At 51.5% G+C, this 17,176-nt stretch carries 14 protein-coding genes; 5 read left to right on the top strand and 9 right to left on the bottom strand.

Annotation, left to right across the window (positions count from 1 at the left end; translation table 11 throughout):
• Positions 1–86: 86 nt before the first annotated feature.
• Positions 87–1,478 (top strand): PLP-dependent aminotransferase family protein, encoded by a 1,392-nt coding sequence (locus ACQYWX_RS15550; RefSeq protein ID WP_431689489.1) that lies wholly within the window; start codon positions 87–89, stop codon positions 1,476–1,478.
• A gap of 225 nt (positions 1,479–1,703) precedes the next feature.
• Entirely contained in the window at positions 1,704–2,468 is a 765-nt protein-coding gene (locus ACQYWX_RS15545) for a substrate-binding periplasmic protein (protein ID WP_431689488.1), read from the top strand.
• Between the two features lie 111 nt (positions 2,469–2,579).
• Here the strand turns inward: ACQYWX_RS15545 and ACQYWX_RS15540 are convergent, their stop codons facing one another.
• From ACQYWX_RS15540 to ACQYWX_RS15520, 5 genes are all read right to left on the bottom strand, one after another.
• Positions 2,580–2,810, bottom strand: coding sequence for a hypothetical protein (locus ACQYWX_RS15540; protein WP_431689487.1), 231 nt, complete (start codon positions 2,808–2,810; stop codon positions 2,580–2,582).
• Positions 2,811–2,818: 8 nt separating this feature from the next.
• Positions 2,819–3,586, bottom strand: a complete 768-nt coding sequence (locus ACQYWX_RS15535; protein ID WP_431689486.1) for a substrate-binding periplasmic protein — start codon at positions 3,584–3,586, stop codon at positions 2,819–2,821.
• A gap of 145 nt (positions 3,587–3,731) precedes the next feature.
• Positions 3,732–5,687 carry a GEVED domain-containing protein gene (locus ACQYWX_RS15530; protein WP_431689484.1) on the bottom strand — a complete coding sequence of 652 codons (1,956 nt, stop codon included), beginning with the start codon at positions 5,685–5,687 and terminating at the stop codon, positions 3,732–3,734.
• Positions 5,688–6,166: 479 nt separating this feature from the next.
• The gene (locus ACQYWX_RS15525; protein ID WP_431689483.1) at positions 6,167–8,227 is read right to left on the bottom strand and encodes a pyridoxamine 5'-phosphate oxidase family protein; all 2,061 of its coding nucleotides are present in this window, start codon (positions 8,225–8,227) and stop codon (positions 6,167–6,169) included.
• Between the two features lie 34 nt (positions 8,228–8,261).
• Positions 8,262–8,906 carry a glutathione S-transferase family protein gene (locus tag ACQYWX_RS15520; protein WP_431689482.1) on the bottom strand — a complete coding sequence of 215 codons (645 nt, stop codon included), beginning with the start codon at positions 8,904–8,906 and terminating at the stop codon, positions 8,262–8,264.
• Between the two features lie 134 nt (positions 8,907–9,040).
• On the opposite strand from ACQYWX_RS15520, the gene ACQYWX_RS15515 reads away from it, so the two are divergent.
• Together ACQYWX_RS15515 and ACQYWX_RS15510 are read left to right on the top strand one after the other, a co-directional pair.
• On the top strand, positions 9,041–9,946 hold the full coding sequence (locus ACQYWX_RS15515) for a LysR family transcriptional regulator (protein WP_431689481.1): 906 nt from the start codon (positions 9,041–9,043) through the stop codon (positions 9,944–9,946).
• 382 nt (positions 9,947–10,328) lie between these two features.
• Positions 10,329–11,942 carry a metallophosphoesterase family protein gene (locus ACQYWX_RS15510; RefSeq protein WP_431689480.1) on the top strand — a complete coding sequence of 538 codons (1,614 nt, stop codon included), beginning with the start codon at positions 10,329–10,331 and terminating at the stop codon, positions 11,940–11,942.
• Positions 11,943–12,120: 178 nt separating this feature from the next.
• Here ACQYWX_RS15510 and ACQYWX_RS15505 read toward each other — a convergent pair whose 3' ends face one another.
• From ACQYWX_RS15505 to ACQYWX_RS15495, 3 genes are all read right to left on the bottom strand, one after another.
• Positions 12,121–13,086: a hypothetical protein gene (locus ACQYWX_RS15505; protein ID WP_431689479.1), complete on the bottom strand. Its 966-nt coding sequence runs from the start codon at positions 13,084–13,086 to the stop codon at positions 12,121–12,123.
• A gap of 578 nt (positions 13,087–13,664) precedes the next feature.
• The gene (locus ACQYWX_RS15500; RefSeq protein ID WP_431689478.1) at positions 13,665–14,057 is read right to left on the bottom strand and encodes a GFA family protein; all 393 of its coding nucleotides are present in this window, start codon (positions 14,055–14,057) and stop codon (positions 13,665–13,667) included.
• A gap of 117 nt (positions 14,058–14,174) precedes the next feature.
• Positions 14,175–14,879, bottom strand: a complete 705-nt coding sequence (locus ACQYWX_RS15495) for a TetR/AcrR family transcriptional regulator (RefSeq protein ID WP_431689477.1) — start codon at positions 14,877–14,879, stop codon at positions 14,175–14,177.
• A gap of 92 nt (positions 14,880–14,971) precedes the next feature.
• Here ACQYWX_RS15495 and ACQYWX_RS15490 point away from each other — a divergent pair, with 92 nt between their 5' ends.
• Positions 14,972–15,844 (top strand): SDR family oxidoreductase, encoded by an 873-nt coding sequence (locus ACQYWX_RS15490; protein WP_431689476.1) that lies wholly within the window; start codon positions 14,972–14,974, stop codon positions 15,842–15,844.
• Positions 15,845–15,952: 108 nt separating this feature from the next.
• On the opposite strand, the gene ACQYWX_RS15485 is transcribed toward ACQYWX_RS15490, so the two are convergent.
• Entirely contained in the window at positions 15,953–17,161 is a 1,209-nt protein-coding gene (locus ACQYWX_RS15485) for a hypothetical protein (RefSeq protein ID WP_431689475.1), read from the bottom strand.
• Between the last annotated feature and the right edge of the window lie 15 nt (positions 17,162–17,176).

The raw sequence follows: 17,176 nt of genomic DNA, 5'->3' as shown, positions 1-17,176 counted from the left end.
ATCAACCTGGGGGACTGGTGATGAATTATGGGGAAAAATGACGTATTTTAAGGGTACAAAATTCGTATTTTTAAGTAGGACATAGGGTGGGCTACAAAGATATCTATGATCGCTTTATAAACTCCATACATCGAGGCGATCTGAAGCCCGGCGAGCGGGCGCCATCCATACGGAACCTGGCGCAGGAGCTCGGCGTCGCCAAAAAAACCGTCGAGTCGGCGTATGATATTTTGATTGGCGAGGGCTACCTTGTCAGTCGAGGGCCCAGGGGAACCCTCGTTAATCCGGATTTGGTCATTGATGCCGCTTACCGGAATCATGCGCCAAACAAGCTTGATGACCCGGATTTAAGAAAGATCGTGGATTTTCGGGATGCGCGGGGATTCTTTCAGCTCGGCATTCCGTCGCTGGATGAGTTTCCATATAAAAAGTGGCTGCTTCTATCTGGAAAAGTGGCCCGTTCCATGACCTATGAGGACATGAACCATCCGTCTGTGATGGGACACCTCCCCCTTCGGCAGGCGATCGCAAACTACCTGAATATTTCACGGGGCATAGACTGCTCCGCAGACCAGATCTTCATCACCAATGGCTATAATTCCAGTCTTAGACTTATCTTTGAGGCGATAGCGTCAAACCACGATAAAGTCGTTTTTGAAGAGCCTGGCTATTTCTTTGGTCAAAAGCTGTTAGAGAGACGTGTCCCAAACCTCTTCTATGCGCCCGTGGATTCGGACGGTCTCAACGTCGACTTTCTGGTCGCCCATCATAACGATGCGAAATTTGTCGTCACCACGCCCTCCCATCAAAGCCCCCTTACCGTCAGCCTGTCTTTACCGAGACGGCATCAGTTACTGAACTGGGCGCAAGAGAATCAGGCGTGGATCATCGAAGATGACTACGACGGGGAGTTCCACTTTGCCCGCAAGAATATCCCCTCGTTGAAAAGCCTGGATGTCTTTGATCGGGTGATCTACGTGGGAACCTTCAGCAAGACCATCATGCCGTCATTGCGTACCGCCTATGTAGTGATCCCCAAAGCCGTGCTGCCACAGTTCTACGAAACGGCGGAAATGGTTGAGACAGGACTGCCGCTGCTTCCACAGAAAATTCTGGAGTCATTTATATCCTCCGGCGCTTTCTACAAGCACCTTAAGCGCATGCGATCTCTGTATGAATCCAGAAGAAGAGTGGTGCATGACGCCTTTATGGAAATCTACGGCGACTACTTCGATATGCCGCTTCAGAATGGCGGCATGCATATTGTCGCCTTCCTGAAACACAGCGCCAAAGACAGAGAGCTTTGCAACCTATGGCAGTCGCATAATCTGCAGGTGCTGCCGCTTTCAATGTGGTACGCCCAGAAGAAAGACAGGAAATACGGACTGGTCATTGGCTACACCAATATCAAATCCAAAGAAGACGCCCTCTCCGCCTTGCGCCTCCCCTATCAACAGACGCTGGAGTTAGTTGCCTAGTGGTTAGGAGCGAACGCTGCATGGGGGGCTATGAAATCAACAATATAACGCGGTCGTCCATACTCAATCACTGCTATAATTACCTTCATCGATTGCTCTTCCAACATCCAGGCCTGTAACACTAACCGTTTTTATCTCCCTATGGACGTTACAGCGCAACATAGCTCGGCCGTTGGGCGAACCAAACACCCCTGACCCAGTGTTTCGCGCCCTTTGGAGGCTCCCATGAAGCGAATAAGACTAGCGTTGCTAGGCGCACTTCTAATAACCACTAATGTAACGGCTGATGAAATTTTTTTCCTGACTCATAACGTGGAAGGACAGGTTTATACCGACCAGGCTGGTGAACTTAGAGGCATAAAGCATTCCGGCAAAAGGGCTTTCAATATCGAAGTCGTTAGAGAATTGATGCTTGCAATGAAGCATCCCACTAAGTTTCAAGAAGTCCCCTTTGCCAGAGGCATGCAGATGGTCACGAAAAACAATGACCTGGCGATGTTTAATGTCAGCAGAACTCCAGATAGGGAAAACATGGTTAAATGGGTTGGCCCCATTCAGAAAGAAGAAGATTATTTTTATGAAATGAAATCGGCTCCAACAGGCATATCAAAATTAGAAGACGCCAGAAATGTTTCCTCAATATGCGTTCTAAATGGCGCAATACACCACAAAATCCTTAACAGCTATAAATTTAATAACATCTATACCAACGTAAGCTATGTTGGTTGTTTCAATATGCTGAAGAAAGGCAGGGTTGATTTAACGGTTTCAGCCTCAAGTACGGTATTAAGCAAGCTAAAAGAAGCGGAAATATCGCCAGATCAAATTCAGCGAACGCCAGTGGTGCTGTTAGTATCAGAAGGATATATTGCTTTTTCCAACAACATTCCTGACGAAACCGTTGATAAGTGGCAACAAGCCCTTGATCGCCTAAAGGACTCTGGCGAGTATGAAAAACTCTACCAACTCTATTTTTTACCTGATGATTGAGACACCCGGCAGTCACAATGCCTGCTTGGCGCCGCCGTGTCCCTCCGCGAAAAGAACGTAGGTCGGATAAGCAAAGCGCCATCCGACAAATCCCCCCCTCAAGCCCATACGCTATCCGTTTATAAGCTTAATATAGTCGTCATACTGCGGGTAAATATCGTAATCAGGCTGCGATTCGAGATACATCTGCTCAAGCTTGAGCGCCATCGCGTCAAACTGCAGGATCACTTCGCCGGCCTCATTGCTCTTGTCTTCGTCATCGCCGTCGATTTGCTCCTGGAGCCGTCTGATTTCCAGTTCGGTAAGGCGAATCAGGTTTAATATTTCTGCTGTCGTTAACATGGGGCGGTTTATCCTTCCTGCATCCATTGGCTTCGGATTTTCTCCAAAGTTCCGTCCAACAACAAGGACTCATAGGCTTCAAAAAGTTTGATCAAGCTATCCACATTCACGCCTTTTTTACTCACGCCAATAAAGACAGGCTCTTTGAGCAAGACAAACGGATGCACCACTAATGCATATTGCGGGTCGCGTTTGCGTTCGAGCACGATGTCGAACGGCTCGTCGAAATATCCCAGCAGCCGTTGATGCAGCACCTTGTCGTCGTTAAGCGGTTGCACAACGGACTCCAAACAGGCGGCGAACTCTGGATCGGTTTCTAAGCGCCGGTGAAATTCCGGCGTGTATTTCACGTTGCGCTGATAACCAAACAGGCCGCGGTTTTTCTTACACTGGGTGACCAGATCATCCAGACTGTTAATCGGCATGTCCAGCAGCTCTTTCCGAACAACCAGATTTAGCTGGGTATAGCGCTCAGGCCCAATCCAGTACATATATTCCGAGCGCTCCGCAGTGATGTTGGCGTTCGCCAGAATGTCTATCTGGCCCTCTTTCGCCATCACCAGAGCGCGAGACCAGGGAATAGAGCGAAACTCATAATCAAAACCCGCCCGCAACACCAGCGCCCGGGCCAACTCCACATCAACGCCCTGCCAATCTCCGTTCTCATCCTGGTAATAATTGGGGAAAGACTCCCCCACACGAATGATCAGACGCTCTTTACCGTAACTCCACGACGCCGTAAGCGTCAGACACAACAGGAAAGCAATACTCGTCACGCTTCTCAACGGATCACCCTCTTCAAACGGATGGGATATCTCATTGAGTTTAGGCTAGAAAGAGTAAATTAAGAGGTGTTTCGGAAAAGAAAAACCTGACCCCAAACGGAGCCAGGTTTTCAACATCAAGGAACAAAGTCTACAGCTACAGCATTTCCACTTTCACGTCGATCCAGGCTTGGGCGCTGTCTTCCACGCCGCCTTTGGCGATGGGGGTGATGCGGAAGCCGCCCCAGTGGTCGGTGTAGGTTTTTCCGATCACCAGTTCTGAGTCGGTTTGGTCGATCAGGGCCCAGGGGGAGTCTTTGCCGGGAGTCAGAGAGCCGGGGGTCATGTCCAGCAGGTGGGAGGTGTGTTTCCAGAAATCCGGGTCCTTTTCGTTTTCCATATACCCCTGCAGGTTGAGCAGCACGCCGTTTTTGGTGTTTTTGTAGCGGTAGTGGGTGGTGCGGTACTCAACCCAGTAGGTGTAAGCGCCGTTGCCGGATTTGAGTTTGAGGCCGATGTAGCCTGGCGCGTTGGTTCCGCTGCGGGTTCCGTAATCAAACGCGTAAATGCGATACACGCCTGAGCTGTTGATCAGGGGAACTTCGCTGTCGGTGAGCCATCCGAAGTAGCTTTTGTACATCAGGTTGTACTCTTCGAGCGTATGCGCGCCCATGCCCATCATGCTGTACACGTTGCCGTAATTGAGGCTTTCTTTGTCGATATCGCCTGTGCCGATAACCTTTCCGGGACCGGCCTCGACGGCTTTGGCGTGTCTCAGCCCCATGGCGTGCCCCATTTCATGAGCCACGACACCCGGTGTGTGATGGTAGATGGACATTAATGGCGGCCCGGCGCTGGAGTTAAAGTTACCCACCTGCGGGGCCGTCATCATAATGATGTTGGCGGCTCCGGGATTGCTGGGATCAACGCCGGTCTGACGAATTTTACTTTCGTACAAATTCCTCCAGGCGTGAAAGTCATTGTCGTATTTGGACTTGCTCTCGTTGATGCGGATGACGGGCTGCGACAAGTCATAGGTCACATTAAACCGGCCGTAGGACTGCTCCTTGTAGTACTCGTTCACTTTTTGCAGATCCTGCTCCAGGGTGTCCCACTTGAAGGGCGCGTCCGTGAACTCAAAGCGATAGACCAGAATATTCACGGAGTCATACTGATAGCCGTTATTGCCCGTCGGATCAGGGGTATCCGTTGAGCCGCGACATGACGTAGCGCCAAGGTCCACGACGACCGAGGCGGCGGACTTGGCCCCCGTTACGGTGATGTAGGTCCAATAGCTGGAGGGAGTCTTGATGATCACGCACTCGCCGTTGCCGCTCTTGGTGGAGCTGGGATCAGAACCGTCCGTTTTCGGCCAGCCGCCGTTCTTGGCGTACAGGCTTAAATTGCCGCTGCCGTGTCCGGTGGAGATGGCGATACTTTGATATTTGTCGGAGTTACCGATGCTGAGGTAATTGGGCGCGGAATCCGGCATACAGACCGCCTTGCCGTTTGTCAGCGTTCTGCCGGTGTATGGCGCTTCCTGGCTGCAAACATTTGGAATGTCGGCTTCAGCCGAACCGCCCAACAAAACGGTGTAGTCTTCCGTCTCGCCATATCCCACGTCGCCGCAGGCGGATTCCGATGCGCCCTCATAAGTCATCGACACCCGCATACGGGTCAGCAGGGGCTCAGTAACCTGAGGAATGGCTAATTTCCCTTTAACTTCCCCCTCCCCTGACAGATCATCAAGCAGCATTTCGTCATCCTCGAAAACGCCGTTTTGATTCAAATCCAGCCAGATACGCCAGTGTTCAGGATAGCGGTTTAGACGATATCCGGGAGTCAGGGTAATGTAGCCTGAAGTGAGTTCGATAACTTGATTTGAAAAATCTGAATAGCCGTTGCGATGATTTAATTCACCGGGCTGGCCAGACTTTTTCACTACGCCATCAATATTAATACTCTCAATCCATTCATCCTGGGATACGCCACTGGCCGTACAATATTGGACATCTTTGGGCTGATCCGGCATCAGGGTCGATGCCTGCGCAATGGAACCGGTGAAACAAACAGCTGCCGCAACGAAATTAAATAACGTCGAATACTTTTTCATAATAAAGTAACCGTCAATCTATGATTCATTTCGGCTTTTAGTTGTATTTAATGGTGAAGCCAAAATGAAAGTCTATGAGTGACAGATAGATCATTCGTTATGCGTTTTTGCTGGCCGCAGTGGTTAACTCTCAATCTATTCATGCCGTCTTTGGGTGGTGACAGAGTCGTTCTTCGATAGGCTTCTCCTTCGTTTTGCGTTAGTGAGTGGACGCCCGACCAAACACTTCAGGTATGGCATTGGCGCCATGACGATCAACAAACAACCAACGCCAATATACTACCACTGTATATTGTATACAATATACGAATGCATAAATTTTGCTCACGCCCAGGAGAGCTTAGAGATCTATAAAATACGAAAATAAAAGAGAACAGCATGTTATATATCAGATAGATAAATTGTTTATCTAGAAATAGGATTACTTACAGGCCGCCTGCTGGCAACGCGCCAAGAACAGCATCCATGCCCCTGAAAGGCTAAATATCAATCACTACCTCTGCGCTACCTTCGGCGGGTTTGGCGCAACAAAGAAGCGCATTTCCTGCTTCCGCGGAAAAGCTTGTGGGCGTTTGATAGGCCACACTTCCCTTCTTAATGGGCGTCATGCAGGCGCCGCAGTTACCCGACCGACAACTGAATGGCGCCGTGACGCCCAGTTTTTCCGCGAACGCTAATAGACTGCCGTCATCAGGGGACCATTCGCCCGATACTCTGCTTTGGGAAAAACTAACTTGCGATTTTGTGGCGATATTGATTGAAGGGATAGAGGGACTGATTTCCTCGATAGTTCCTTCACCGAAGAATTCATAATATATATTGGCCGTTTGAACGCCTGTTGAAACCAACGCTTTATAGATACTTCTCATAAACCCTTCAGAGCCGCATAAATAGAAATCATAGTGATCAAAAGGCAATATGCGTTTCAGCAGTTCAATAGAGAGATGTCCTTCCGAGTCATGATGTTTATTGATCTTATCTTGCTGTAATGGTCTGGAATAAATCGTATGAAGATGCAGCCAATCGTGCTGCGCCGCCAGTTGCGCCAACTCATCTGCGAAGAGATGAGTCTGACTGTTTTGCGTGGCATGGATAAACCAGACCGGTCTGGCGGCTGCGCCCTGGTTCACCTCATGAACAAGCCCCTCCAACATGGCGATCATCGGGGTTATACCGACGCCCGCCGAGATCAGTACGACGGCATGGTCGTTTCGCTTGAGCGTGAACTGGCCAGCGGGCGCGCCTGCATGAATCACATCGCCAACCTGAATATGATCATGCAGCGCCTTGGAAACCACACCGTTTTCTTCCCGCTTCACCGTGATGCGATAACGGCCGTCAGCGCGGCCGGAGGACAAGGTATAGTGACGTTTTAACGGCTGTTTATGGCCAGGAAGGCGTATTTCGACGGGCAGAAACTGCCCGGGAATGTAGTCTTTGATCGTTTCGCCGTTGTCTGGAGCCAGATAAAACGACATCACCCTGTCGCTCTCTCTACGTTTTTCCACCAGCTTTAGCGTCTGAGTTGTACTTGTGCTGGATGTACTTGTGGCGGATGGCTTGCGATCTTTCCATACGCCAGTGCCGTCGAGAGCCGGGGAAAACTCTTGCAGTTCACCGGTCACCGGCATGAACTGGTCGAGGTAGGTAGACTTTTCCACTGTGACCGCAATGATGCGCTGCGCGCCTTCGAACTCATTCACAGAGGGATGATCCCATAACACTTCGGCGCGCCCCGCCGCCAACAGCACATTTCCTGTCGAGAAGTCGGGGAAAAACAGACCGACTCGACCGTCAGACTCGATATTGCCCAACGTATTGAAAAAGCGGTTGCCGCTGAAGTCCGGAAACAACAGGGTATCGCCCTCCACTTTCACAAAACCCGGTTTGCCGCCACGGTGAGAGGCGTCGACGCCATGGCGAGGATCGCTGTCCATTAATTTGCTGCGGGAGGCGATAAAGAAAGTATCTGATTGCGCTATCAGCGACTTTGCCTGTTCAGCAATGCCGGCGACAACTGCTGCGCTATCAACGGACAGGGCGGCGGATTCCCCCTTTATCCACCGCAGTTCACGGGTTTGTATGTACTTGGGGCAATTACCGAAGCTAAGCTCCACATCAATGCCGAAACCTGTCGCAGTCACTTCCGCAATCACCCCATTCATACGATTACGACGACGGGTATGCAGCTGAATGCCCAGCATCCCCACTTTCCTGCCTGGCGCGAAATCCAGATTCAATAGACGGGTCAGGACTGGCAATGCCTGCAGCTCCAGACGAGTATCAATGGGAGAAGTGATAAACCCGGAGTGACCGGAGAGCGCCGCCGCCCCCGGAAACAACGGCATGCACCAGGGAAAGCCTTGCTGGTCGACAAGGCCCAGGATGACAAAGGGCAGCTCGCAGAAAAACTCCCGATGCTGCATCGGCATCGCCTTACGGATTCCCCCGCTGTACTGCGCTACCTGGTCCGCAACGCCAAGCCGCTTTTGCACCGCGATTTCCGCCGCGTGAAACGGAGAGTTTTCTTGCCGAGTCATAACCTGCTCCTCGATTGGATTAAGTCTAAGAGATCTACGCTGTCGGCAAGGGAGAACGCGTCATGCCAACAAATCCGGGATGCGCTTCAATTCTCTCCAGCCAGGCGCGAATGGCGGGATATGGCTGCAAACTGACGCCGCCCTCCGGCGCATGAGCGATGTAGCTATAACCCGCCACATCCGCCAGGGTGATGCGATCGCCGGCAAGATAGTCACGGCCGGACAGCTGGGGCTCCAGGGCTCCAAACAGTGACTCAGTAATGGTTTTGGCTCTGTCATAATCCAGCTTCATGCCAAAAAGCTTCACCAGGCGCACCGCACAAGGTCCCTGCGCGATTTCTCCCGCCGCGACAGAAAGCCAGCGCTGCACTTGCGCCGCCTGCTCCGGTTGTTTCGGCGACCACTCATCGCCATTGCTATATTTCAGCGCCAGATACGTAATGATGGCGTTGGAATCCGCCAGCACGAAGCCATTGTCATCAATGGTGGGAACCTGTCCAAACGGGTTGATTTTCAGATACTCCGGCGCCTTGTGCGCGCCGTTCGCCATATCCAGGTCAATCGTTTCATAAGGCAAATCCAGGAATGAAAGCATCAGCTCAACGCGGTGGCAGTGACCTGACATGGGATTGCGATAGAGTTTGATCGGCGCTTGTGTATTGGAAAAATGGGCGTTCACGGTGTTCTCCTGTTGAGCTGAGTGAGTCGTCGTTAAGCATTATTATTCATGCAAATACCGAAGTAATTGACGCAATTTACAATTCACTCTTACACTCAGCGCAATAATCAGAAAACGAAAATCAGGGTGACGCCGTGGATAAACTGCAAACCATGCAGGTGTTTATTGAGGTGGCGAAACAACAGAGCTTCAGTGTCGCCAGTGAGGTGCTGGGGCTTTCCGCGCCGGCGGCCAGTCGTGCTATCGCCGCGCTGGAGGAAAGGCTGGGGGTGAAGCTATTTAATCGCACCACCAGGTTGGTGAGGCTGACCGAACCCGGCGCCCGCTTTTTACAGGATGCAAAACGCATCCTAGAGGATCTGGAAGAGGCGGAAGCCGCCGCCTCAGGCACCTACGCAACACCCACCGGGACGCTCGCCATCACTGCGCCGGTGCTGTTCGGCGAAAAGTACGTCATGCCTATTGTGACGGACTATCTGGGGAAGCATCCGGACGTCACCGTAAAGATCATCCTGCTGGATCGGGTCACCAATCTTCTGGAAGAAGACTTTGACGTGGCGATACGCATCGGCCACCTCAAAGATTCCAGCCTGTACGCCACCACGGTGGGCCACGTGAAGAAGATCGTGTGCGGCGCGCCGGCGTATTTTGAGCAGCACGGTTACCCTGAAACGCCGCAAGACCTGGCCAATCACAGCATTATTTTCCCGGCCCGCTTCGAGCACACCAATGGCTGGTACTTTCAGATTCAAGGCAAAAAAGAACTGGTTCGGCTTAATCCCAGACTACGCTGCAATCACAACGGCGCGGCGCTAAAAGCGGCGTTACTGGGTCACGGTATAACCACCTTGATGACTTATCAGGCGGCGGAAGAGCTGAAAAACAAACGCCTGCAACGAGTGCTCACTGAATTTGAGGAAGAGCCATTGCCGGTCAGCATCATTCATATGGAAGGCCGCCGCACCAACGCCAAGACCCGCTGTTTCATCGACCTGGCCACGCAAACGCTGCGGGAGAATCCGTTTCTTTTTATGCCGTGATATCTGAGCGAAGCGCAGCCAAGCAGTGTGCTGGCGCTCATGCGAATTGCCTGCCTCTACTCGCTCAAGGTCACTCGTCTTCGGGAAAGTCAGGGTGCGTCCCGCACCTCGCACATTGTTGGTGGTGCTTTCCCGTCTCTGCACCGCTGGAGCAGGTACAAATCTACCACACACTCACCGACCTGATCGTGGTGGACGAGCGCGACTGATTGGCCGTCCGTACCGGCCCCTCAACATATTCAACTAGGGCAAGTTGCACCCGGGTGGCGTTGAGTTGCTAGCAAGAAGCTGACCTATACTGGTAAGAAGCCGGACACGAAAAGCCGCAGTTAGGGAGAGTAACCACGACAATTTTGACACGTTGAGGAGAAGGACAATGGGTATGGAGTTCAATATCGAGCATGCAAGCCTCGTCGGATGGTTGACGCGGCGAGATTTCCCTGCACCTTTCTCAGCTCATGCCCGATTTCCAGCCCCCTGGGAAATGTACTGGAACAAGCATCGTTACCGTCGGCTTCGCCACTTGGACCCCGAGGTTGGCCAGCTGCCGCCCTGGCGTGCCCCTCGCGCCACACAGAGTATACTGAATTCATTCCTTCACGCATTACCGAAGGCTGTCATCACTCATGATAAAGCCAACATAGAAACACTTAGGTCCCTTGTCGCGCGTAGCAAAGAGGTACTCAGAGGTTTGTCGCATGATGGCGAATCTGAGGTCGAGCCATTGTCGTCAACTGACGTCGCGCGCGTACTGGCACCTCTTCGCCTGTGGTTCGACATGCCGTTCTATTTTATGCCGTTTGGCACAAATACTTCACGTGATTCAGTGCGTCAGTCGCCGGGATTCACACTCTGGCTCCTTTGCTCTGACGATCGCCGATGGCAGCCAAACCGAGATCTCCTCGACCCATTTCCCGGCATTCAGACGATTCTTTCTCGAACCGGGGGAGACGCTAATTCGCGAGGGGTAACTCTTTGCTGGAACTGGGCGGGGGAAACCGTGGTGATTCCACAAAGTCAAGCGTCTGTGGATGAGCTCCTCCACCTGACAACTAGCGTTCCAGCCGAATATCTTTGGCGGGAGATTTCAAGTCGTTCCGACGACGCACAGACTGGGTTTAACCTTCTTCACATGAGTGACCTACATATCGGTGCGAGAGCCGTCTCAGCCAGGCAGATGTCATACGTTGAGCAACATCTTCGTAGCCGTATTGAAGAGACCCATCGAGGTGGTGGCATCATCCAACCCATCATTACTGGCGATCTAATGGACACACCAACCAAGGAAAATCTCGTTGAGTTTGAAGCGTTCCGAAATCGACTTGAGGACACCGCCAAGACCAAGACGATCTGCATTCCTGGTAATCACGACATGCGAAAGAAAGGTTTTTTGTGGAAGAACTGGCAATACGTCTCATCACTAGAATGGCAGAACGTAATCTCGAGCGACGTTTGCAAGACTATTTTCGTTTGCTTTGATACCTCAAAGGAAGCGAAATTAGCGCAAGGAAAAATCACAAAAGACCAATTCATCGATGTGGCAACCAAACTCGATGTAATGAAGAGGCAAGGCAAGTATGACGACCATATTTGCATAACGCTCGTCCATCACCATCCATTCTCGACACAGGAAGACGAGGTCGACACATTACCTTTTCTTCGAATCAAGGAAGAGCCCTTTCTCCGTATGGAGAATGGTGATGACTTGGTGAAATGGTGCGCCTCGCGTAATGTCCCTCTGATCCTGCACGGACACAAGCACAGACCTCGCTTTGTTGGGCGCGAAGTCGAATTCGATGGCCGTGCCCGACTGGTTCGCGCTATCGGTTGTGGGTCATCGTTCGGTATAGAGGGCAAGCCATTGTCGTACAACTGGATCACCTGGCAGCCGGGCGCGAGGTCTTGGACAGTTTCCTATATGGCTGATCCAGGCGATGGCAGTGGCTTCACGGAAAAGCGGCTCGTTGTCGGCGCTCGCCCGGACGACGAGTCTTGACTGAAGCAGACGGTTAATCATTGCTTAGTCAAGCAAGCTATTCAGAGACTGAGCGATGCCTGAAGCTGTTTTCGAATCGGCACCAAGGTGCAATGACCGGGAGAGTCATCATCTTTGATCAGCTTCAGTCCCTCCGAAAATTGGGTGTGTAGATTAATCTAGAGGTACTGAGGTGACTTCATTCACGCTTCAGTTTTTCCAACATATACGAGCAATAGCCACAGAAATTTGTATCACTTATTTCGCTTGGAGGAATGTTGCCGCCACATCGTTGGCATATATGCGCTGCTGAGTAACCGCAGGCCGCACATATACCTTCATGAAAAATGTAAAGTCCGCTGACGCAGGATGGGCAGTCGACGTATGGAGCATCATCGCCGTCTGTATAGGAAAGATAGACCTTGTCGACATAGTAGTTTGAGACGACGCCATTGACTAAATTATCGTAGCTTTCTTCATGATCACAGGAACGACAGCGAAAACTAGAACTTATGGCATCTCTGGATTTTCCGAGGACAGCTTCGATAAGGTCTGATCCACAATCAACACATTGAGCTTCCTTAAATGCCTGTCCAATTTCATCACTGAGAAAGTTCAGTTTATCAATGGACTGAACACACTCCTGTTTCTCTTTTTCGTGGACTTCGTTGATTTCAACGAGAATATTCCAACAATCATCTCCCAGTAACGTTTTGGGGTTGTCCTTCAATTCCTCCGAAATAAAGTCCCGTACTATGATGAAAGAGTCAGATATTAGCTGGTGGACGGAGTCAGTATTCAACGTACTAAAGTAGTGTTCGATATCATTACGATATTTATTGATTTTATCGATTCGTTTCCAATCGACGGTGATCCCCAACGATTCAAAGCGTTCTTTGATATTCTGGACATCAACAGTCTTCTTTCCCTTGCCCACCCACTTTACAGCTCCAGACTCCTCGATTTCAGGCAAGATCTTTTGCTTGATTAATGCCTCATCGGAATCATTAGGACTGAGCTCACAGAGCTTGTGTTTGAATAGCAGAAGAATTCCAGCAAATATATTTCTGGCAGACGAAACAATCCTCCGGTCATCCGCACCCGCCGATTCATAATCCTCAAGGCCGATCGCAATCGAGTCTATGGCATTTTTTAAAATACTCATCAGCTAGCTCACCCTAAGGCGTGTTGACGTTTCGTCATAGGTGATAGATAGGCGCAAACTCGTCATATTGCGGTTCCCACACCAACAACAAGACGAGTTTTCGATGCCCCGATTGATGCTCAGTGATGAGCTTTGGTCGAAGCTAAAAGAGATCATGCTGCAAGAGCGAATCTATAACAAGCCCATACTACAAATGATGGTGAAAGGCTTGTTGTACTGAATGCGGACGGTTGTCATTGGCCAGTCCTGCCAGAGCAGTTAGGAATGGGAGTTTATTGTGGCAGCAATGTGGACGCCGGAGCTTAGTTGCGTCCGCCTTCGCTTTAATGACCTGCCCGCTCCCTGGGCTCGCCAGTAACGAAACGACCTTCGCAATGTCATCCGACTCGCCGAGACGTCCCATAGGGATATCCTTGATCAGCCGGTCGCTCATTCCGGCGAGCGCTCTTTCAACAGAAATTCCGTACTGGAGCAAGCAGGAAATCACCGGCTACACTAACTCCATGGCGGACATGTTTTGTTGCTACATTCAATCGCTGGAATCGTAATAGGCCAAGCAATCGTAATTCACGCGTCGTCTATTCTTCAGCGCGACTGGCGTTGTCGCGATCACGCTCGTAATGTCGGACGGTTGGAAACGGCGGCAACCAGGACTCGCGACGGCAGGTCCAAAGTTCATAGGTAGGCGTGAGTTGATCCGGCGCGTCCAACACGCCCAGGTTAACCTCGATTTCGTCGCCAGTGCGTGAGAAAACCGAAGAGCCGCAACGAGGACAGAAACAGCGACCCTCATAGTCGCCCACCTCTCCTGTCACCGTCACCGCGTCCAGAGGAAAAATCGCCGACGCATGAAACAACGCGCCATGATGCTTACGACAATCCAGACAATGACAAAGCCCCACCCGATAAGGACGCCCCGTCGCCACCAAACGCACAGCGCCGCAAAGGCAGCCGCCGGTGAATTGTTCCATGTGTTATCTCCTCAGTAACCAGGCGAATTGGAGATTGAGAGTTTAAAGAGGCCTGACACTGTAAACAGGAATAAACGCCATCGCCAGTGTTCGCCAACTGAGAACATAGGGCTCTCGTTACTTCGCAATTTTTTCCAATAACTCGCTTAATAACAGCCGCTCTCCGGGAGTCAACTCGTCCACTTCGTGCAGGCGTTCACGTAAACCATTCGCTAACGTGATCAGATTGTTATTTCGCACTGGCCGGGCGTCTGCGATTAGTGAAGAAAAAACAGCTTCACGCGCGTCAATGGACAAGGCCGAGCAGCGCTCGTTTTCAGGCGTCGAGAGTAGCGTCGTCACGGTTCCGACACCGGCCGCGTGTACGAGCGCCACTGCGCTTTCAACGGGTTTTAAAAGCAGGCCTGCATGGGCGATACGCTGAATGCGCGTTCTCAATACCCCAATGCCCGTCTTTGCTGACATTGATTGCGAATGGGAGGAACCGATGTCATTCATAATCGCAAAAACAGCCGGATTGCTCACGCCAAAGGCCACGTAGGCGTCCCAAGCGTCTCGGAGGTCTTGAACAGGGTCGGGGTTTGGCTCCGCCGCCAACTTCTGCGCGATGAATTGTGTAAGGCCGAATTCGGCTACAGCATCAAGCAAGCCTCTTTTATCACCAAATAGCCTGTATATCGTCGGAGCCTGCACAGAGGCCGCCGACGCCACTGCGCGCGTAGTTAAAGCGGAAATTCCGCCACTGGCGACAAGCTCAGTCGCGGCCGCGATTATTCGTTCCTGCGTGGTCAGTGTGTCTTCCGAAGTATCTTGATTTTGCATCTCTAGAGTTTGCCTATATCAATGTTAACTAAATAATGATATCAATGATAACTTGTATGGCAAGCATCAAATTTAACTGTGAGGACAATAGGATGATTGTAATTACTGGCGCAACTGGAAACCTTGGAAAAGGCGTTATAGATAACCTCATTCAAAAATGCGGCCCCCATCAGCTCATAGCTAGTGTTCGAGATTTACAAAAGGCGAGTTTCTATCAGGAAAAAAGCGTTAGCGTCCGTAAGGGGAGTTTCGATTGCATCGACGACCTGAAAACAGCGTTCGAAGGCGCCAGCCAAGTGCTGATTGTTTCAGCTAACACGCTGGGTGAAGAGGCGCTGCGGCTTCATCGTAATGCAATAGACGCCGCCAAGCAGGCAGGCGTTAAGCGAATTTTGTACACCAGCCACATGGGCGCCAGGGAGGGATCACTATTTGCGCCCGCTGATCAGCATGCCGGCACTGAAGCGTACCTTGCGAAAAGCGGTGTCGCTTACACGTCGTTGCGACATGGGTTTTATGCCGAGAGCTGCCTCAACATGATCGGCGACGGTCTGAAAAGCGGTGACTTACGCACGCCCGAAGATGGTCCCGTTAGCTGGACGGCTCGTTCAGACCTGGCGCAGGCTGACGCCGAGATTATTATTGACTCGGAGAACTGGAATGGCTCCACCCCGCCCCTCACCGCGTCGCAAGCCTGGACAATGGCCGACATTGCGGCGCTTGCTTCTGACATCACCGGGCGTCGGATACGCCATGTAGTGGTGCCTGATCAGGAGTGGCTTGACGCAAAAATGGCTGCCGGTATGCCAAAGATCTACGCCGAACTGCTTCTAGGTAGCTTCCAAGCCTCCCGTCGAGGCGACTTCGCAACCACTCACCCTGCACTGGAGAATCTGTTGAGTCGGCCCGCCAAAACCATGCGCGACGTTTTGGCTGCTTTTCTGCAAGATGATCACGGTCAGTGATCTAAGGAATTTTAGTTGCTATAAAACAGGCCGTTATAAACCCGGCGGACGAATGATGAAGCGCTATTCGTCCGCCGGATTACTACAGCAGGCTTGAATAGATTACTCCTAAGCCCTCAAGTTACTGACGAAGCCCGCGAGGTCTTTCATAGAGCTCACGACCGCGCTGATACCATCGGAAGCTGTTTTCACCGCCGCGCCCACATTTTCGCTTAGCGTACGTTTGGCGCTGACCCCAACCCCGCTGGTATCCGCTCTTTCTTTCAGTGTGCTGGTTACCGACTCAGCGTCCGCCCGGCTCATCAATATCTGCATGGCGCCTCCCGGGGTCTTCACATGACCGCCCAGCTCTTCTGTCGGCGCAACAGTGGAGGTGAGAACCGACGTCGCTTGGGTCACTCTGATCACATGAACGTCATACACGTCTTTAGTATCCATGCTTCCAAGCGGCAACCCGAAGACGGCGGCGATGGAGCGGTTCGGGTCTTCATTGTCCACCGTACCGATCGCCTGTTCGAGCGCGGTCCGCGTGGTGAAGTATGGCGAATAGGCGCTGGGCGTATCTCCACGTTTAGTAATCTTAACCAGTTCGTCGCCTACATTAAGCTGTAATCGCGTGGGGAGTCTTTCCCCCGACATGACCTGTTGCATGGCGATATTAAGCCGGGTCTGAGTATTGCTCGCTTTCTTCTCCGCGGTTGAATCATCCCAATCGGCGGTATTACGAGCTATGTTCGCCATCAGCAACTTACCGTCGTCATGGGTCATCAGAAATTCCATCGCTTCCGCTTCTGATACGCCTTTAGGGGCAAAGGTCGCAAAAGAATGTATGTCATGCAGGTCAAGAGACTCGACGGTGGCGTCGCTCTCGCCGCGGCCCCTTTGTTCAACATTCACATGGGGTTTTAAGTCATGCCAGGTTTCTCTGATATGACTTCTGCTCGGCGCCAGGCCAATCCTGTCCATCAGAGACGCGTACATATTCCCTAAGAGCCCCTTGTCGTCTTGCAACTGTTTGGCGTGCTGAAAGACCGCTAAAACCGTTCTACCGGTTAAGGCCTGCGTTCCGTTTTGAAGAGCGGTCCCTATCGCCTGCCCCGCTATCTTTGCTCCAAAGGCTTGTCGCACGACTTTTTCAAATTGGTTATTGGCGTTTTGGTTCTCACTATTTACTCTCTTGTCTGCGCTGGAGGACATGACATGGCGCGCGCCCATATTTCCTGGAGCGGTCACAGTGTTATCGCTATTAACCACCAACCTTCCCTCGTTCTGACGGGCGGCGGTCACAAAGCTGGATAGAGTAATTGGATTGGTCATGAGATGGACTCCTGA

This window comes from Hahella sp. NBU794 (genome assembly GCF_050749805.1).
GTDB lineage: Bacteria > Pseudomonadota > Gammaproteobacteria > Pseudomonadales > Oleiphilaceae > Hahella.
The sequence above is the reverse complement of the archived record's forward strand: the minus strand, read 5'-3'. Positions and strand labels throughout refer to the sequence as shown.

Coding starts and splice junctions, on each gene's coding strand:
- ACQYWX_RS15495 (WP_431689477.1), bottom strand. CDS start 14,879: ATGCAAAATCAAGATACTTCGGAAGACACACTGACCACGCAGGAACGA.
- ACQYWX_RS15490 (WP_431689476.1), top strand. CDS start 14,972: ATGATTGTAATTACTGGCGCAACTGGAAACCTTGGAAAAGGCGTTATA.
- ACQYWX_RS15530 (WP_431689484.1), bottom strand. CDS start 5,687: ATGAAAAAGTATTCGACGTTATTTAATTTCGTTGCGGCAGCTGTTTGT.
- ACQYWX_RS15485 (WP_431689475.1), bottom strand. CDS start 17,161: ATGACCAATCCAATTACTCTATCCAGCTTTGTGACCGCCGCCCGTCAG.
- ACQYWX_RS15505 (WP_431689479.1), bottom strand. CDS start 13,086: ATGAGTATTTTAAAAAATGCCATAGACTCGATTGCGATCGGCCTTGAG.
- ACQYWX_RS15510 (WP_431689480.1), top strand. CDS start 10,329: ATGGAGTTCAATATCGAGCATGCAAGCCTCGTCGGATGGTTGACGCGG.
- ACQYWX_RS15525 (WP_431689483.1), bottom strand. CDS start 8,227: ATGACTCGGCAAGAAAACTCTCCGTTTCACGCGGCGGAAATCGCGGTG.
- ACQYWX_RS15545 (WP_431689488.1), top strand. CDS start 1,704: ATGAAGCGAATAAGACTAGCGTTGCTAGGCGCACTTCTAATAACCACT.
- ACQYWX_RS15500 (WP_431689478.1), bottom strand. CDS start 14,057: ATGGAACAATTCACCGGCGGCTGCCTTTGCGGCGCTGTGCGTTTGGTG.
- ACQYWX_RS15540 (WP_431689487.1), bottom strand. CDS start 2,810: ATGTTAACGACAGCAGAAATATTAAACCTGATTCGCCTTACCGAACTG.